Consider the following 17,079-nt stretch of genomic DNA (forward strand, 5'->3'; position numbering starts at 1 on the left):
GCCGGCCTCCTCAGGCGTTCGCGGCGGCGTGGATCGCCTCGCGCACCTGCGCGAAGGTTCCACAGCGGCAGATGTTGGTGATGGCGTCGTTGATGTCCTGATCGCTCGGCTTCGGATTGTCCTTGAGCAGCGCCGCGACGGCCATGATCATCCCGCTCTGGCAATATCCGCACTGCGGAACGTCGTTCTCGAGCCAGGCCTGCTGGACCTTGTGCAGGCCGTTGTCGCTCGCGAGCCCCTCGATCGTGGTGATCTGCTTGCCAACCGCCTCGGAGACGGTGATCCCGCAGGAGCGCACGGCGGTGCCGTCGAGATGCACGGTGCAGGCGCCGCATTGTGCGATGCCGCAACCATATTTGGTGCCGGTCAGGCCGGCGTTCTCGCGGATCGCCCACAACAGCGGCGTGTCCGGCTCGACATCGAGAGTATAGGATTTTCCATTGATCGTCAGGTTTGCCATCGCAGATCCCTTTCGTTCAACTCGCCAGTTGAACTGAGGGCCGCACTGTGGCGCGAACGTTTGCAACGTTCAAATCAAGAATATGCGTTTGCGTCGCGGAAGATTTGTGATGGCCTGGGGTTGTTTGTTGTTCGGTCTCACGAACCGCGCGGTGGTGCAACCGCAAGCCGCAGGAAGCTCATCACGCTGCCGAGCGCGGCAAAACCCGCGCCGAGCGCGAGCGCCAGGGTGGCGCCCTCGCGGCCGGCGAGGCTGAAGCAGAGCGCGGCCAGCGCCGCCCCCGTGGTCTGTCCGGTCAGCCGCGCGGTGGCGACGATGCCGCTGGCGCCGCCGCTGCGATGCGGCGGAGCGCTCGACATGATGGCCTTCATGTTCGGCGCCTGGAAGAAGCCGAACCCGATGCCGCAGATCAGCATGCGCCAGACGATGTTCGCTATGCTCGGATCCTCCGGCAGCATCGCGAGCAGCGCCATGCCGGACCCGAGCATCACGAGGCCAATGCCGCCGAGCAGGCCGGCGGGAAAGCGGTCCGACAGCCGTCCGGCGATCGGCGCCATGATGGTCACCGCGAGCGGCCACGGGGTCATGAAGAACCCGGTCTCGACCTGCGAGCGCTGCAATATGTCCTCGAAGTAGAACGGCAGCGATACGAAGCCGAGGCCCTGGACCGAGAAGGAACACACCGCTGTCGCGGCCGACAGCGCGAACACGCCGCGGCGGAACAGGTCGATCGGCAGCATCGGCGCCGGATGATCGGCCTGGCGTCGCGTCAGGATGATGCCGAGCACGAGCGCGCCGACCAGTTCCGCCACCACCATGTAAGCCGTCGCGCCATGGGCTGCGCTGCCGATCCCGGTGATGAACAGGCCGAGGCAGAGCGCCGCGAGCCCGGCACCGAGAAAGTCGAAGCCGTGATCGGCGCGCGGCGTTGATGGCAGCATCTTCAGCCCGATCGCGATCGCGATCAGGCCGAACGGCAGGTTGATCGCGAACAGCCATGGCCAGGAGCCGAGCGAGAGGATGGCTGACGCAATGGTCGGGCCGAACGTGAAGGAGATGCCGACCACCAGCGCGTTGTGGCCGAGGCCGCGGCCCAGCATCTTGCCGGGATAGACGTAGCGCACCAGCGCGGTGTTGACGCTCATAATGCCGCTGGCGCCGAGACCCTGAAGGGCGCGGGCGACGACAAGCGTCGGCAGCGACCACGCCAGCGCGCAGCCGACCGAGGCCAAGGTGAACAGCAGAAGGCCGCCGAGATAGATCCGCTGATGGCCGACGATCTCGCCGAGCGCGCCGAGCGGCAGCAGGGTTGCCACCAGCGCGATCTGGTAGATGTTGACGACCCACACCACCTCGGCGGGGGAGACGTGAAGATCGGCCGAGATCGACGGCAGCGCGATGTTGGCGATGGCGACGTCGAGCGAGGCCATCGACAGCGCGGTGAAGATCGCCGCGATCGCCCAGGGGCGCTGGCTGGCGGGCAGTCCATCGACGCCGTCGCTGGCATGCTTGGTCGCGTGGTGGCGGTTGGACATGTGGACTTTGGAGACCTTTGGTTCGCGGGCGCCGTACGCAACTGCATGTACACGGGAGCGGGCGAGGGCCCCAGCCGTCACGCGCGCATGGGCTTATGCGCGGGGCTGCGGGGCGGGGCGACCGCGTATGGCCAATCTCGCCGTGCCTCCGTCCGCGGACACACACGCCGATATCTGGAATGCTGCTGCTGCATTGCTCCGTCCTTCCGGGGCATTCGCGCGCAAAACGGCGCAGCCGTTTTGAAGCAGCGCGAATGAGCCCGGAATCCATAACCACAGGGAGACGTTGTGAGGCGAGGTGGGACCACGAGGGTGCCTCACACGGCATCCTGTGAGTATGGGTTCCGGGCTCGCGCTCCGCGCGCCCCGGAACGACGAGGGGAGGGAGTGTGCTTCCTCTCCATCAGTCCCGGCTCGCGGCTCATCTGCGGCCACACCGCAGCGCACCATCGCTGGCATGCGTCGGCGACGACGCAATGCTGACGCGGCCACCTATTTCGGCTACGCTTCCATGCAGACCGTCAAGGCGACACAGACCAGGGAGCGCAAGAGAACATCGATGAGCACAGTCAGAATCGCTCTGGCCCAGAAAAGTAGCGCCCTTTTCCAAGTTCGTTCCAGCGACATGGTCGTCGAAGCGTTGCGCCAGATGCGCGACAACCGGGTCCGGTCGGTGCTGGTCATCGACGACGACGTGCTGGTCGGCATCGTGACCCAAGGGGACTGCGCCATCAAGGTGCTGCTGCCCGGACTCGATGCGAAGCAGACGCAGGTCGACCAGGTGATGACGGCCAACCCGGTGACGGTCAAGCCGGACCATCCGCTGGACGCCTGCATGGCCATGATGGCGCAGCGCGGCTTTCGCCATCTGCCGGTGCTGGACGCGGGCAAGGTCGTGGGCGTGATCTCGATCGGCGACGTCGTCAAGAACATCATCCGGGATCTCGAGCACAATGTGGACGACCTGATGGGCTACATCCTGAAGGACGGCCCCGGGGGGTGACAGACCACGGCAGTGCTGCGGCTTCCCGCACGTATGTCTGCTTCTGAACCGAAGCGGACATGGGATCGTCGGCGGAAGCTTGCAGCTACATTTTACTACGAATAAATTCCAGGGCGGTTCCCACAACTGAAAAACCCGAGAGGATCAAGGAACCAGCAGAACTTCCCGTACCGAGAAAGGCAAAACAGATCCCGGCGGCGAAGATTGCCAAAACCATCACTCCTCTTCCTGCCCACCAGATGCCAAATTTCTCTGTTGCCCATGTATCGGCAGCGAACGACAATCTTGGTTGCGAACGCCGCGTTCTTCCGTCGGCGAGCACGAGTCGGAGTGCCGTAGCGGCGGCCGCCACGAACGCGAGCAAGATTTTAATCGTTACATTGTCGTCGAACATCGCACACTCAGCCAAAATCGTTTATCCGCCAGTCGCCCTTACCTACTGCGCGGCGCGTAAAACAGCATCTACCAGAATTAAGAAAGCTTGAGAGATTGCAGCGCATCGTCTGGAATTGGTCCAAACGGGATTTCGACTTCCAGCAATTTTAACGCTTATCGACTATCCACATACCCCAGCCGTTGAATTTTGAAAAACCCTCGCGCGCCTATGCTTACGCGCTCAAGAATCCTTGTTGGGAGGCCGTCGATGGCTCAAGACAGTTCGAGGCCGCGGATCGGCGAAGGGCGCATCGGCAGTTCGCTTTGCGCCGCGATCGGCGTGCTCAGCGTCGCTGCGGTGCTATGCCTGCGCTATCCCGCCTTTCTCACGACACCCGAACTGCGGGTCCATTACGACGTCGAACTGCTCCGCCTGACCCTCGCGATCGCCATGGTCGTAGGTGCCTGGCTCGGCGTCCTCGGGATCGTGCTTGGCGGCCCGCGGCTGCAGGCTGCGATCGGCCTCAGCGCGCTGTTCCTCGCCACGCTGCTGGGTGGGCCCTACGTGCCGACACCGGATTTTCTCCAGCCGCGCGTCTACCTCGGCCTCGACTGGCTGGTGCTCGATCTCTTCTTCACCGGCGCAGCGTTCGTGCTGCTCGAGTGGATCTTTCCGCGGGTGCGGCCGGAGCAAGGGCCGCTCAGTCCCGGCTGGAGACTCGATCTCGCCTATTTCGGCGTCAACCACCTGCTGGTCGGCATCTTCCTGGTGGTCTCGACGCATTTTGCCCATGACACGTTCGCCTGGGCGATCAGCCCGTCCCTGCAGGCGCATGTCGTGGCCCTGCCGGCGATCGTCCGCTTCGTGCTGGTGATCCTGGCGGCCGATGCCGTCGAATACGTCTCCCACCGCGCCTATCACGAGGTGCCTTGGCTGTGGCGTATCCATGCGGTGCATCATTCGCCCGAACACATGGACTGGCTCTCGGGATCGCGCCTCCACTTTTTCGAGCCATTGGCAACGCGCGCTTTGGTGCTTGTGCCGATCGTCCTGCTCGGCTTCCCGCAGGATACGATCTTCGCCTATCTCATTTTCATCTCCGTACAGTCGGTGCTGATCCATTCCAACATCAAGATGGATGTCGGCTGGCTGCGCTACATCATCGTCACGCCGCAATTCCATCACTGGCACCACGCCTCGGACGCCGAGGCCCTCGACAAGAACTACGCGGCCCACACGCCGCTGTTCGATATGCTGGGCGGAACCTGGCACCTGCCCGCAGATCGCTGGCCAGTGAAATACGGTACGGTGAAGCCGATCCCCGGCGGCATGCTCGGCCAGTTCATGCACCCCTTCGTCGGGCCGGTGAAGGAATTCCTCGAACATCGGGATCCGTGATGCGGCGTGCATCGCTGTTGCATGGGGATGCTCCTGGCTTGGGGCGCCCTTCATTCTGAGGGCAGAGCGGTCGGTGGCTATAGCTCTCAGCAGTGCTTCAGGCCATCGCGCCTTACTAAGCAACCGTTTAGTCCCGTGATCCGAAGTGCTGAGGCCGGCAAGGCCGTTCGCCGCACTATTGTACGCCGGTATGAAGGTCATAAAGCGATGTGACGCCTTCGCTGTGGACCCATACGCCACTGTCGCCCTCCAGGAAACCCATGGAGTTGAGCGATCCCGGTCCTGGCGAGTGGAAACGCTGCAAGATCCGGCCATCGTCCATTGATATCAAGCCCAGGAGAGGATTAGACCCATCTGGGGGTAGTCCGATGAGCGCATAGCGCCCATCATGGCTGATGGCCGGGTTCGGGTAGAAATCGAGCCGACGAACGGTTCCGCGAACCTCCCAAACCCGATGCCCTGTGTCGGCATCGAACAGTGCGGCAATGACGGTTTCGACCGGCTTGCAAGGGGGCCAGAAACGACTTCTTGAAGAATGCTTTTCTGTCTCATCGTAGCCCTCGTCGCAGCGGAGCCGCGCAACGAGCAGGCGAGATCCGTCCGGCGAGATCGACATCTTGTTGTTGGCCTCCTCGCGATCGGGATAGGGACTGGGCAGGATCCGCGGCGGCTCCCCTTGGGTCCACGTGACCCACTGGTCGAGAGCGCTCAGCACGGCGCGCATCCGACCATCGTGCAGTCGAGTGACTGCGGCGTTGTTCACGTTCGCGATATAATAGGCATCCTTAAGTCGTTCGAAGACGTCAAATGGAAGCGTGTCCAACACGACGCCGCGTTTTGCATCGATCATGGCAAACGTGGGATGTCTGTCGTGACGCTGTGGCTGATACGACTGGCCTCTCGCTCCGAAGTAAGCCAGAGCTAGGCCGTCACCGTCCGCCCACATGAGGCCGTCCAGCGGGCCTGCCTTGTGACGCGGTGGGGCAAAGTTGCGGATGCTGCCGTCCTGCAAGGAGATCAACACGGGTTGCAAGCCCGAACTGGTGGTTCCCCCGGAGTCGATGTTTTCCCGTGTCCCGGTCCAGATGCCTGACGAGTCCGATGCCCATCCATAGGCCGGTACCGAGTGCTCGGCCTGACCGAATTGCCACAACGGGCCCATGTTCAGCGCGTAGCTGCTCCAGCTATCGCGCGCATCGAGCCGCGAGACATTCAGCACCTTCCGTTCCGCCGAATAGTCGCCGCCGCCCTGAAGGTACATGACTAAGCGACCGTCCGGCGATACCATGGCAACCTGCTTGAAATCAAACAGTGCAAACGGAATGCGTTGGCAAGTGACCTTCGCAAGTTCGAGTGGGCCTTGGCCATCTGGCGCTAGATTCAGTTTACGGTAGTACGGATCGATACAATTGATCCACTCGACAGCGTGTGCCGCTCTTGGGCAGCTGAAGTAAGAGGTGGTCGCACATAGTATGATGGAGACGATAAATCGAAGTCGCATATCTGGATAGTGCTCCCGGAGCGTTAGTTGCTTTTGACGAAACTCGTTCAATTCTATGCTCGCGTGATCGACATCGGCTTAGGATCCGAAGCGGACTCTCAACTTTGTTGCGGCCCACGCCGCTGTAAACTTTTGTGTACCAAGTAGGTAGCCGTCCGGCGAGCCGAATATCATATCGATGTGACGTAGGGGCAGGTTGCAGCCCCCTCACGTCACGGCCCTGAGCAGGCCGGGCGTGAGCGGCCCTCAATTGTAACCGTCAGAGTCTCTGTGCGCCGCTACGCGCCGCCCGGCCGCGCCAGCCGCTCGATGGTCTGGTTGTGCCGTGTCAGCAGCTCGCAGGCGTGGCCGATCTGGCGGGCGCGCAGCGCCTGCAGGATCAGGCGGTGATCCTGGTTGGTGCGCGGGCGCCAGCCGGCGTTGCGGGCCATGGCGAGCACCAGACGGGAGTTGGCGAGGCGCAGTCCATCGAGGCTCGCCAGCAGGCGCGGCATCGCGCAGGGCGTGACCAGCGCGCGGTGGAAGGCGCGGTTGGCGGTCTCGAACTCCGAAATCGTCTCGGCATTGTCGGCCTCGATCAGCGCCAGCTCGATGGCGGCGAGATGCGTCGGCGTGTAGCGCGGCGCGGCGTTGCGCAGTGCCACGACTTCGAGCGCGACCCGCATCTCGACGATCTCCTTGGTCGACTTCGCATCGAGCGGTGCCACCCGCACGCCGCGCCGTGGTTCGGCGACGACGAGATAGAGCGCCTCGAGCTGCCGGAACGCTTCGCGCACCGGCACGTGGCTCGAGCTGAACTCGCGGGCGACATGATCCTGCCGCAGCGGAGCATCCGGCGGCAGGGCGCCGCTGACGATCCGTTCGGTGATGGCATCAGCGATGCGCTGGACGGTGGTGAAATTCTCATCCGACATGGTCATAGATTATCTATCAAAATAGCGCGTGCAGGGCAACAACACGTCGGCTACGGTGCATCGATAGGGATGTATTATAGATAATAGATAAAATAATCTATATCTTGCGCGAGGTTTGAGCATGGCAGAGTTGGTTGGAGGGTCGCAGGGGCAGCGCGAGGAGAGCGATCCCGTTCGTCACGACTGGACTCGGGCCGAGGCCGAGGCGCTGTACGGGCTGTCGTTCCCGGATTTGATGTTCCGCGCCCAGTCGGTGCATCGCCGGCATTTCGATCCCTCGCGGGTCGAGACGGCGAGCCTGCTCAGCATCAAGACCGGCGGCTGTCCGGAGGATTGCGGCTACTGCTCGCAGAGCGCGCATTACGACACCGGCCTGAAGGCGACTAGGCTGATGGATCATGATGCTGTCGTCGCGACGGCGCGGCGTGCGAAACAGGCCGGCGCCGAGCGCTTCTGCATGGCCGCGGCGTGGCGCAGCCCGAAGGACCGCGACCTCGATCAGGTCTGTGACATGGTGAGCGCCGTGAAGGATCTGGGCATGGAAACCTGCGTGACGCTGGGCATGCTGACCCCGCCGCAGGCGCAGCGGCTCAAGGACGCCGGGCTCGACTTCTACAACCACAACGTCGACACCTCGCCCGAATTCTACGACCGCATCATCACCACGCGCACTCTGCAGGACCGCATCGACACGCTCGCGCATGTCCGCGACGCCGGCATCAAGGTGTGCTGCGGCGGCATCATCGGCATGGGCGAGGCGGTCGACGACCGGCTCGGCATGCTGGTGCTGCTCGCCAATCTCGACGAGCATCCCGACAGCGTGCCGGTCAACCTGTGGAACGAGGTCAAGGGCGTGCCGGTCAACGCCACCGCCGCGCGGCCGGATCCGATTGCGCTGGTGCGACTGATCGCGGTGGCCAGGATCATGATGCCTGGGAGCGTGGTGCGGCTGTCGGCGGGGCGGCAATACATGAGCGACGAACTGCAGAGCCTGTGCCTGCTCGCCGGCGCCAATTCGATCTTCATCGGCGACGTGCTTTTGACGACCGCCAATCCGCAAGCCGCGCGCGATGCCGATCTGCTCGCGCGACTCGGCATGACGTCGTCGTTGGCGGCGCGCGCGGGTGCGCCAAGTGATGCAAGCGAAGCGGCGTATCGGTCAGTCATTGCGTGATGCAGCATTGGGGGCCTCATGGTTCGAGACGCGCCGCCATTTCGACTATTCGCGACGGCTCGCTCGCATGTGCGGCGCTCCTCACCATGAGGGAGAGCTTCGAATGCGGCACCGCACAGCCCCTGTCGGCCATGAGAGGCGTGTTCATGGAGAGAGTGAGTACGCGCGTGCTTCGATCCACGACTTGCCTGCGACGGAGCCACCTTCACTCCTCACCCTGAGGAGCCCGCCGAAGGCGGGCGTCTCGAAGGGCGAGGCCCGGATCTCGGCCTCCTGGTTCGAGACGTGTCTACGGCACGCCTCACCATGAGGGCGACGCTCCGAAACGGGCGCTGTCCTGATGCAACACCACCGTCATTGATGCGTTCGCCGACAACGGAAGTGATTCATGCAAGCGTCCGCCAATCGTCTCGCAGGCTACGCCAAGGGCTTGGAAGATCTCGCAGCCGATGACCGGCTGCGGCGCCTCAGCCCGAGATCAGGTCTGGATTTCTCCTCCAACGACTATCTCGGCCTGGCCCAGGCGCCGCGCATGAAGCGCGCGGTCGCGGCCGCGATAGAAGCCGGCACGCCGGTGGGGGCGGGCGGGTCGCGGCTGCTGCGCGGCAATTGCGCGGAGCATGAACGGCTCGAGGCCGAGGCGGCACGCTTCTTCGGGGCCGACAGCGCGCTGTTCTTCGGCTCGGGCTACATGGCGAACTTCGCCGTGCTGACGACGCTGCCGCAAGCCGACGACCTGCTGGTGCTCGATGCACTCGTGCATGCCAGCACGCATGAGGGCGCACGGGCCGGCCGGGCCGAGACATGTCAATTCGTCCACAACGATCCGCAATCGGCCGATGAGAGGATCCTCGCTTGGCGCAGGGACGGGGGCATCGGCCGGCCCTGGATCGTGGTGGAAAGTCTGTACAGCATGGATGGCGACATCGCGCCGCTGGACGATCTGATCGCGGTTGCCGAACGTCATGATGCCTTTCTGCTGATCGACGAGGCGCACGCGACCGGCGTGCGTGGCGCGCAGGGCCGCGGCCTTGCCTCGGCTTACGACGGCCGCGACAACATCGTGATTGTTCATACCTGCGGCAAGGCGCTTGGCGCCGCCGGCGCGCTGGTCACCGCGAGCCGCGTGCTGCGCGACACGCTGATCAACCGCTGCCGTCCCTTCATCTTCGCGACCGCACCGTCGCCGTTGATGGCGGTGGCGGTTTCCGAGGCGCTCGCAACCCTGCAGGACGAGCCGGAGCGGCAGCAGAGGCTCACGCAGCTCGTGGCCTTTGCCCATCGCGAGATCGTCGCGCGCTTCGGCGAGACGTGGTCGTCGTCGCAGATCATTCCCTATGTCGTCGGCGACAATGCGCGCGCGATGAACCTCGCCGGCGATTTGCAACTGCGCGGCTTCGACATCCGTGGCATTCGGCCGCCGACGGTGCCGGCCGGCACCGCGCGTCTGCGGCTGTCGCTGACCTTGAATGTCGACGAGGCCGCGGTCACGGCGCTGCTCGATGCGCTCGTTGAGCTCGAAGGGAGGCCGCGATGGCGCAGTGCATCGTAGTCACGGGAACGGACACCGGCATCGGCAAGACCGTGTTCGCCGCCGGCCTCACGGCGCTGCTCGGCGCCTGCTACTGGAAGCCGGTCCAGGCTGGCCTTGCGGAAGAGACGGATTCCCGCCGCGTCCAGCGGCTCGGCGATCTCGGCGATGATCGCGTGATTCCCGAAGCCTACCGGCTGGCCGAGCCGGCCTCGCCGCATCTGGCGGCGCGCCGCGAAGGCATCCGCATCGATCCGCAGTCCCTCGTTCCGCCCGAGGCGGGCGACAGGCCCGTCGTGATCGAGGGCGCCGGCGGCGTCATGGTGCCGCTCGATGTCGATACGCTCTATCTCGACGTCTTCGCGCGCTGGCGCTTTCCGGTCGTGCTCTGCGCGCGCACCAGCCTCGGCACCATCAACCACTCGCTGCTGTCGCTGGCGGCACTGCGCAGCCGCGGCATCGACGTGCGCGGCATTGCCTTCATCGGCGACGCCGCTCCGGACAGTGAGGACACGATCTGCCGCGTCGGCGCGGTGAAGCGCCTGGGCCGGTTGCCCTGGCTCACGCCGCTGACGCCGCAATCACTGCAACAGGCGTTCGCGGCTCAATTCCAGCGCGGGGATTTCGAGCGATGATGCGGAAGCCGGCGTCGCCGATCTGGCACCCGTTCACGCAGCACGCGCTGCAGCCCGAGATGACGCCGATCGTCGGCGGCGAGGGCGCCTATCTCAAAACGCGCGACGGCCGGCGAATCATCGATGCGATCGCCTCCTGGTGGGTGATCACGCATGGTCATTGTCATCCCGAAATCGTGCGTGCGATCCAGCAGCAGGCCGAGCAGCTCGATCAGGTGATCTTCGCCGGCCATACCCACGCGCCCGCAGAGGCGGTCGCCGCCGGCATGCTGGCGCTGTCGCCGCCGGGCCTCGCCCACGTGTTCTTCTCCGACTCAGGCGCCACCAGCGTCGAGGTCGCGCTGAAGATGGCGCTCGGCTATTTCAGGAACATCGGCGCGCCGCGTACGCGCATCGTGGTGATGCAGCATTCCTATCACGGCGACACCATCGGTGCGATGTCGGTCGGCGCGCGCGGCGTGTTCAATGCCGCCTATGAGCCGCTGCTGTTCGATGTCGCCGTCGTGCCGTTTCCCGCAGCAGGGCAGGAGCAGGCGACGCTCGATGCCTTGGCCGCCATCTGCGAGCGCGACCGGCCGGCCGCTTTCATCGTCGAGCCGCTGGTGCTCGGCGCGGGCGGCATGCTGATGTATCCGCCCGCGGTGTTGCGCGAGATGCATCGGATCTGCCAGGCCTTTGGCGTGCTGTTCATCGCCGACGAGGTGATGACCGGCTGGGGCCGCACCGGCACCTTGTTCGCCTGCGAGCAGGCAGACGTTGCGCCCGACATCGCCTGCTACGCCAAGGGCCTCACCGGCGGCGCGATGCCGCTCGCGGTCACGCTGTGCAGCGCCGCCATCTTCGAGGCGCACGTCTCGACTGATCGCGCGCGGACGTTCTTCCATTCCAGCTCCTATACGGCCAATCCCATCGCCTGTGCGGCGGCGTGCGCCAATCTCGAGCTATGGCGCCAGCCTGAGACGCGCGCTCGGCTCGCCTCGGTCGCCGAATCGCAAGAGCGCTCCCTGGCACGCTTTCGCTATGACGAGCGCTTCTCCGACCTGCGGCGCTGCGGCACCATCACGGCGCTCGACCTCCACGCCGATGAGCCGGGCTACCTCGCCGAGATCGGGCCGAAATTGCAGGCGTTCTTCCGCGCCAGCGACGTGCTGCTGCGGCCGCTCGGCCATACGATCTATGTCATGCCGCCATATTGCGTCACGCCGGACGATCTCGATGCGATCTATGCCGTGATCGACGAGGCCGTCGATCACGTGCTTTGAACGCCGTTCCGCGCGGTGCAATTTGCGCTCGACGATCTCCCGCACTAGCATCCCGCGAACGAGGTTCGTTGCGGGAGGAAGCAGCCATGAATGCGCCGGTCAGTGGTAACAGCTCCAAGGAGCCGAAGGACGCCAGCGCGGCCGTGAGCGCGGCGCAGCAGGCGATGCTGGAGACGTTGCCGTTCGGCGATACCGCCGATTTCGACGATGCGGCGCGCGGCTTTCTCGGCACGATCGACGAGGCCAAGGTCACGACGGCGCAGGGGCGCAGCGTCTGGAGCTTCGCGCCTTACGGCTTCCTCGACGCCGAGGAGGCGCCGCCGACCGTCAATCCGAGCCTGTGGCGCCAGGCGAAGCTCAACATGCATCACGGCCTGTTCGAGGTCGTGCCCGGCGTCTACCAGGTGCGCGGGCTCGATATCGCCAACATGACCTTGATCGAGGGCGACACCGGCGTCATCGTCGTGGACACGCTGACCTCGATCGAGGGCGCCCGCGCCGCGCTCGATCTCTATCATCGGCATCGCGGCGTCAGGCCGGTGACGGCGGTCATGTTCACCCACACCCACACCGATCATTGGGGCGGCGCGCGTGGCGTCGTCGACGAGGACGCGGTCGCCAGCGGCCGCGTGCCGCTGCTCGCGCCGAACCTGTTCATCGAGCACGCGGTGTCCGAGAACATCATTGCGGGTCCGGCGATGCTGCGCCGGGCGCAATACCAGTTCGGGCCGCTGCTGGCGAAGGGTCCGAAGGGGCACGTCGATTGCGGTCTCGGCAAGACCATGGCCGCGGGCGGCGTGGCCCTGCTGCGGCCGACCGACCTCATCATGGCGACCGGCGACACCAGGACCATCGACGGCGTGAGCTTCGAGTTCCAGATGGCACCGAACAGCGAGGCGCCGGCGGAGATGCATTTCTACCTGCCGCGCTACCGGCTGTTGAACCTCGCCGAGAACTGCACGCACAACTTCCACAACCTGCTGCCGTTTCGCGGCGCCGACGTCCGCGACGCGCTGGCATGGTCGAAATATCTCGGCGAGGCGCTGCAATTGTGGGGCGGCAAGGCCGAGGTGATGTGCGGCCAGCATCATTGGCCGGTATGGGGCGCCAGCCGTGTCGACCACATGATCCGCGAGCAGCGCGACCTCTACAAGTTCGCGCACGACCAGACCGTGCGGCTGATGAATCACGGCCTGACGGCGAGCGAAATCGCCGAGCAGATCACGCTGCCCAAGAGCCTCGACGGCGCGTGGCACGCGCGCGGCTATTACGGCCACATCCGGCACAATGTGAAGGCGATCTACCAGAAATATCTCGGCTGGTACGACGCCAATCCGGTCAATCTCGATTCCTTGCCGCCGGTCGAGGCCGGCCGGAAATATGTCGAGTACATGGGCGGCGCCGAAGCCTTGCTGGCGCGGGCGCGGGCGGATTTTGCGAAAGGCGAGTTTCGCTTCGTGGCGCAAGTCGTCGGTCATCTCGTCTTCGCCAAACCCGACAACGCCGAGGCCCGCGCGCTGCTCGCCGACACGCTGGAGCAGCTCGGCTTTGCCGCCGAGAGCGCGACCTGGCGCAACGCCTATCTGTTCGGTGCGCAGGAGCTGCGCCACGGCATGCCGGAGGTCCCGGCCCGGCCGGGGATGCCGCGCGAGACATTGGCGGCGCTGCGCACGGAGCAATTGTGGGACGTGCTTGGAGTGCGCCTGAACGGCCCCAAGGCGGAGGGCAAGCACATCGTGCTGAACTGGACCTTCACCGACACCGCCGAGCGCTTCGTACTCACCTTGCAGAATTGCGCACTGACCTACGCGGTCGGCGTGCAGGCCTCCACCGCGGATGCCGGCTTCACCTTGGCGCGATCCACCCTCGACGAGGTCATTGCCAAGGCGACGACATTTCCGGAAGCGGTCGCCGCCGGAAAGATCAGTTTCGTCGGCAACCCGATGCGGCTCGCCGAGCTGATGTCGCTGATGGACGAATTCCCGCGGATGTTCGAGATCGTCGAGCCGAAGCGCGCGGTGGTCACCTGATGGATGCAACAGGCCGGGTGAAATCACCCGGCCTTCGCGGTGAGCTATTCGGCGCTGCTGACCAGCCTGATGCGGGGCTCGGCCTTCTCGACCAGTTTGCGATAGGCTGCGACGTAGTCGAGCGCCATGCGGCGTGCCGTGAAGCGCTGCTCGAAGCGCGTGCGGACGGCGGCGCGGCTGAGATCGGGCAGGCGGTTGACGGCGGCGACGGCACTGAGCTCGTCCTCGACGACGAAGCCGGTGACGCCGCTGTCGATGACCTCCGGCACCGAGCCGCGGTTATACGCGATGACGGGCGTGCCGCATGCCATCGACTCGATCATGACCAGGCCGAACGGCTCCGGCCAGTCGATGGGCAGGAGCAGGCCGAGCGCGCCCGACAGGAATTCCGGCTTCTCATGATCGCCGATCTCGCCGATGAACTCGACGAGCGGATTGTCCTTGATCAGGGGCCGGATCACCTGATCGTAATAGTCCTGATCGGCGCGGTCGACCTTCGCCGCGATCTTGAGCGGAATGCCACATCGCATGGCGATCTTGATGGCACGATGGACGCCCTTCTCGGGCGCGACCCGTCCGAGCACGGCGAGATAGCTCGGCGTCACCGGCCTTGGCGTCAACAGCGTCGCCGGAAGGCCGTGCAGAATGGTGCTGATCCAGTTCGCATTCGGAACAGGTCGGCGCTGCGCATCCGAGATCGAGACGACGGGAACATCCTTGAAGACGGAGAACACCGGCTGGTGCTCCGGAAGATCGAGCCTGCCATGCAACGTGGTCAGGAACGGCGTCGGTTGCCGGTGGAACAGCGAGAACGGGTAATAATCGAGGTGAAAGTGGAGCACGTCGAACGCTTCATCGTCGCATTGTTGCCGGACGTTCTCCAGCATGACCATGTGCAGGGCATTGGGATCACGGACCGAGCCATCGAGTCGCAAGGCTCTCGGCCAGGTGGGGCAGAGCCTGGCTGATGTCTGGGAATCGCCGCTCGCGAACAGCGTGACATCATGACCGAGGGCGACGAGCTCTTCGGTCAACCAATGGACCACCCGCTCGGTACCGCCGTAAAGCTTGGGAGGCACTGCCTCAGTCAACGGAGCAACCTGCGCAATGCGCATCTCATCGTCTCCTATATGTGATCAAGGAAGGGGCTCCTCCGCGATCCGGCGATAGCTGAACGGGAACGTTCTCGCATTTGCGAAGTTCCTTGATGCAGGACACTTTCTTCCAAGCAAGGGTCTCGAGACACCGTTCCACGCGACGTCTCATGACTGCCATCTCCTGCTTCCAACCCTGTGAGTGCTGTGAATGTCGAAACATGGTGACTCCGCAACGACAATGCTGCGGGAACTCGAGATGCATCGTTCCTGACCGGTTCCGATCGCTCATCACCGCCGCAGCAGCAAGACGCGCTATCTCTCTCACGGACAGATCATGGATCAGCTTTCAGGTTACGCGCACCGGCCGTTTCCATTCGTCATGCGCTATCTGCGCGAACGCCCAGTCGCCCATCTCATCATTCTGATCGCCGTCATCGGTGCCGTTGCCTGCTCGGTCGGCACGCAATATGGCGTGAAGGCGCTCGTCGACAGCCTCTCCGCAGGGCCGGCGCATGGCGGCAACGTCTGGGCCGCATTCGTGCTGCTGATGGCGCTGATTGCGACCGACAATATTCTCTGGCGCGTCGCCAGCTGGATCGCGAGCTTCACCTTCGTCCGCGTCACCGGAGATCTTCGTCGCGACATCTTCCGCCATCTCACCGGCCATTCGCCGAGCTATTTCGGCGACCGCCTGCCGGGCATGCTGTCGAGCCGCATCACGGCAACCTCCAACGCCGTGTTCACGGTCGAGAACATGTTCGTCTGGAACGTGCTGCCACCATGCCTTGCCACAGTGGCGGCGATCGGCTTGATCGGAACCGTCAGCGGCCCGATGGCCATCGCGCTGCTTTTGATTGCCGCCATGATGGTGCTGGCGATGTTCCGCCTGGCGGCGGCTGGCAAGCCGCTGCACGATGATTTCGCGGACAAGGCCGCGATGGTCGATGGCGAGATCGTCGACGTGATCTCGAACATGCCGCTGGTCCGCGCCTTCTGCGGCCTGCGCCACGAGCACGACCGGTTCGACGCGACCGTGAACAAGGAGCTGGAGGCGCGCGGGCGCAGTCTGCGCTACCTCGAAAAGCTGCGCATTCTCCACGCGACGGTAACGATCGTGCTGACGGTCGCCCTGATGGCCTGGGCGATCTCGCTGTGGCAGCGCGGCGGAGCGACGACGGGCGATGTCGTGCTGGTGTGTACGCTCGGCCTGTGCATTCTCAACGCGACGCGCGATCTCGCGGTGGCACTGGTCGACGTGACGCAGCACGTCGCGCGCATGAGCGAGGCGATCGCGACCTTGCTGCAGCCGCATGAGCTGCGCGATCACCCCGAGGCCGAGCCGCTGGTCAAGAGCGGGGCCGCGATCGCGTTCAACGACATCACGTTTCACTATCCCGGCGGTCACAAGCTGTTCGAGAACTTCTCGCTGCGGCTGCAGCCGGGCCAGCGCGTCGGTTTGGTCGGGCAGTCCGGCGGCGGCAAGTCGAGCCTGTTCACGTTGCTGCAAAGGTTCTACGATCCGCAAGCCGGCCACATCACGGTCGATGGCCAGGACATCGCCCGGGTGACCCAGCAGAGCCTGCGCGAGGCGATCTCGGTGGTGCCGCAGGACATCTCGCTGTTTCATCGCTCCATCCTGGAGAACATCCGCTACGGCCGTCCGAGCGCGACCGACGACGAGGTGCTGCGGGCCGCGATCGCGGCGCGTTGCGATTTCGTCGAGACCCTGCCCGAGGGATTGCAGACGATGGTCGGTGATCGCGGCGTGAAGCTTTCCGGCGGCCAGCGCCAGCGCATCGCGATCGCGCGGGCGTTCCTCAAGGATGCGCCGATCCTGCTGCTGGACGAGGCGACCGCCGCGCTCGACAGCGAGTCGGAGGAGGCGATCCGCGAGGCGCTCGGCCGCCTGATGCGCGGGCGCACCGTCATCGCGATCGCGCATCGCCTCACGACCTTGCGCAATTTCGATCGGGTCGTGGTGCTGAGATCGGGCCGGATCATCGAGGACGGCGCGCCGGACCGGCTCATGCAGGGCGAGGGCCCGTATCGGGAGCTGGTCACCCAGGAGATCAATCGGCTCGCCAAGTTCGCCGCCTGATCGCTGCCGTCGGGTTGCGTCGAGAATGTGCACTCTCGGTTGTGTGGGCACTTCAATATCGCATG

The 17,079-nt window shown here is 64.7% G+C and carries 14 protein-coding genes; 8 read left to right on the forward strand and 6 right to left on the reverse strand.

Annotated features, from left to right (window positions below; all coding sequences use genetic code 11):
* Positions 1 to 10: 10 nt before the first annotated feature.
* Entirely contained in the window at positions 11 to 460 is a 450-nt protein-coding gene (locus QQL87_RS29630) for a (2Fe-2S)-binding protein (RefSeq protein ID WP_284422432.1), read from the reverse strand.
* 137 nt (positions 461 to 597) lie between these two features.
* Positions 598 to 1,995: an MFS transporter gene (locus QQL87_RS29635; RefSeq protein WP_284422431.1), complete on the reverse strand. Its 1,398-nt coding sequence runs from the start codon at positions 1,993 to 1,995 to the stop codon at positions 598 to 600.
* Positions 1,996 to 2,506: 511 nt separating this feature from the next.
* Between QQL87_RS29635 and QQL87_RS29640 the strand changes: the two genes are divergently transcribed.
* Complete coding sequence (locus QQL87_RS29640; protein ID WP_284422430.1) at positions 2,507 to 2,998, forward strand: CBS domain-containing protein; 492 nt, start codon at positions 2,507 to 2,509, stop codon at positions 2,996 to 2,998.
* 85 nt (positions 2,999 to 3,083) lie between these two features.
* Here QQL87_RS29640 and QQL87_RS29645 read toward each other — a convergent pair whose 3' ends face one another.
* A complete protein-coding gene (locus tag QQL87_RS29645) occupies positions 3,084 to 3,392 on the reverse strand; it encodes a hypothetical protein (RefSeq protein ID WP_284422429.1) in 309 nt (102 codons plus the stop codon).
* A 249-nt stretch (positions 3,393 to 3,641) separates the two neighbouring features.
* Here QQL87_RS29645 and QQL87_RS29650 point away from each other — a divergent pair, with 249 nt between their 5' ends.
* Positions 3,642 to 4,772 carry a sterol desaturase family protein gene (locus tag QQL87_RS29650; protein WP_284422428.1) on the forward strand — a complete coding sequence of 377 codons (1,131 nt, stop codon included), beginning with the start codon at positions 3,642 to 3,644 and terminating at the stop codon, positions 4,770 to 4,772.
* 175 nt (positions 4,773 to 4,947) lie between these two features.
* On the opposite strand, the gene QQL87_RS29655 is transcribed toward QQL87_RS29650, so the two are convergent.
* Both QQL87_RS29655 and QQL87_RS29660 read right to left on the reverse strand, forming a co-directional pair.
* Entirely contained in the window at positions 4,948 to 6,060 is a 1,113-nt protein-coding gene (locus tag QQL87_RS29655; protein WP_284422427.1) for a hypothetical protein, read from the reverse strand.
* A 491-nt stretch (positions 6,061 to 6,551) separates the two neighbouring features.
* The gene (locus QQL87_RS29660; protein ID WP_284422449.1) at positions 6,552 to 7,187 is read right to left on the reverse strand and encodes a GntR family transcriptional regulator; all 636 of its coding nucleotides are present in this window, start codon (positions 7,185 to 7,187) and stop codon (positions 6,552 to 6,554) included.
* 121 nt (positions 7,188 to 7,308) lie between these two features.
* Here QQL87_RS29660 and bioB point away from each other — a divergent pair, with 121 nt between their 5' ends.
* From bioB to QQL87_RS29685, 5 genes are all read left to right on the forward strand, one after another.
* On the forward strand, positions 7,309 to 8,361 hold the full coding sequence (gene bioB / locus QQL87_RS29665; protein ID WP_284422426.1) for a biotin synthase BioB: 1,053 nt from the start codon (positions 7,309 to 7,311) through the stop codon (positions 8,359 to 8,361).
* A 388-nt stretch (positions 8,362 to 8,749) separates the two neighbouring features.
* The gene (locus tag QQL87_RS29670) at positions 8,750 to 9,913 is read left to right on the forward strand and encodes an 8-amino-7-oxononanoate synthase (protein WP_284423382.1); all 1,164 of its coding nucleotides are present in this window, start codon (positions 8,750 to 8,752) and stop codon (positions 9,911 to 9,913) included.
* Positions 9,895 to 10,527, forward strand: a complete 633-nt coding sequence (bioD, locus tag QQL87_RS29675; RefSeq protein ID WP_284423383.1) for a dethiobiotin synthase — start codon at positions 9,895 to 9,897, stop codon at positions 10,525 to 10,527. Before QQL87_RS29670 ends, bioD begins: the two co-directional genes overlap by 19 nt.
* Complete coding sequence (locus QQL87_RS29680) at positions 10,527 to 11,789, forward strand: adenosylmethionine--8-amino-7-oxononanoate transaminase (protein WP_502871233.1); 1,263 nt, start codon at positions 10,527 to 10,529, stop codon at positions 11,787 to 11,789. The genes bioD and QQL87_RS29680 overlap by 1 nt, the downstream gene beginning before the upstream one ends.
* A 164-nt stretch (positions 11,790 to 11,953) precedes the next feature.
* Positions 11,954 to 13,819, forward strand: coding sequence for an alkyl/aryl-sulfatase (locus tag QQL87_RS29685; protein WP_502871234.1), 1,866 nt, complete (start codon positions 11,954 to 11,956; stop codon positions 13,817 to 13,819).
* A 44-nt stretch (positions 13,820 to 13,863) separates the two neighbouring features.
* On the opposite strand, the gene QQL87_RS29690 is transcribed toward QQL87_RS29685, so the two are convergent.
* A complete protein-coding gene (locus QQL87_RS29690; RefSeq protein ID WP_284423386.1) occupies positions 13,864 to 14,934 on the reverse strand; it encodes a glycosyltransferase family 4 protein in 1,071 nt (356 codons plus the stop codon).
* Between the two features lie 316 nt (positions 14,935 to 15,250).
* On the opposite strand from QQL87_RS29690, the gene QQL87_RS29695 reads away from it, so the two are divergent.
* Complete coding sequence (locus QQL87_RS29695; RefSeq protein WP_284423387.1) at positions 15,251 to 17,014, forward strand: ABC transporter ATP-binding protein; 1,764 nt, start codon at positions 15,251 to 15,253, stop codon at positions 17,012 to 17,014.
* The last annotated feature ends 65 nt before the right edge of the window (positions 17,015 to 17,079 follow it).

The sequence above is a fragment of the Bradyrhizobium sp. SSBR45G genome (assembly GCF_030159255.1).
GTDB lineage: Bacteria > Pseudomonadota > Alphaproteobacteria > Rhizobiales > Xanthobacteraceae > Bradyrhizobium.

Excerpts from the sequence above, each read along its gene's own strand:
- QQL87_RS29630 (WP_284422432.1), bottom strand. The coding sequence starts at position 460 with ATGGCAAACCTGACGATCAATGGAAAATCCTATACTCTCGATGTCGAG.
- QQL87_RS29635 (WP_284422431.1), bottom strand. The coding sequence starts at position 1,995 with ATGTCCAACCGCCACCACGCGACCAAGCATGCCAGCGACGGCGTCGAT.
- QQL87_RS29640 (WP_284422430.1), top strand. The coding sequence starts at position 2,507 with ATGCAGACCGTCAAGGCGACACAGACCAGGGAGCGCAAGAGAACATCG.
- QQL87_RS29645 (WP_284422429.1), bottom strand. The coding sequence starts at position 3,392 with ATGTTCGACGACAATGTAACGATTAAAATCTTGCTCGCGTTCGTGGCG.
- QQL87_RS29650 (WP_284422428.1), top strand. The coding sequence starts at position 3,642 with ATGGCTCAAGACAGTTCGAGGCCGCGGATCGGCGAAGGGCGCATCGGC.
- QQL87_RS29655 (WP_284422427.1), bottom strand. The coding sequence starts at position 6,060 with ATGGTATCGCCGGACGGTCGCTTAGTCATGTACCTTCAGGGCGGCGGC.
- QQL87_RS29660 (WP_284422449.1), bottom strand. The coding sequence starts at position 7,187 with ATGTCGGATGAGAATTTCACCACCGTCCAGCGCATCGCTGATGCCATC.
- bioB (WP_284422426.1), top strand. The coding sequence starts at position 7,309 with ATGGCAGAGTTGGTTGGAGGGTCGCAGGGGCAGCGCGAGGAGAGCGAT.
- QQL87_RS29670 (WP_284423382.1), top strand. The coding sequence starts at position 8,750 with ATGCAAGCGTCCGCCAATCGTCTCGCAGGCTACGCCAAGGGCTTGGAA.
- bioD (WP_284423383.1), top strand. The coding sequence starts at position 9,895 with ATGGCGCAGTGCATCGTAGTCACGGGAACGGACACCGGCATCGGCAAG.
- QQL87_RS29680 (WP_502871233.1), top strand. The coding sequence starts at position 10,527 with ATGCGGAAGCCGGCGTCGCCGATCTGGCACCCGTTCACGCAGCACGCG.
- QQL87_RS29685 (WP_502871234.1), top strand. The coding sequence starts at position 11,954 with ATGCTGGAGACGTTGCCGTTCGGCGATACCGCCGATTTCGACGATGCG.
- QQL87_RS29690 (WP_284423386.1), bottom strand. The coding sequence starts at position 14,934 with ATGCGCATTGCGCAGGTTGCTCCGTTGACTGAGGCAGTGCCTCCCAAG.
- QQL87_RS29695 (WP_284423387.1), top strand. The coding sequence starts at position 15,251 with ATGGATCAGCTTTCAGGTTACGCGCACCGGCCGTTTCCATTCGTCATG.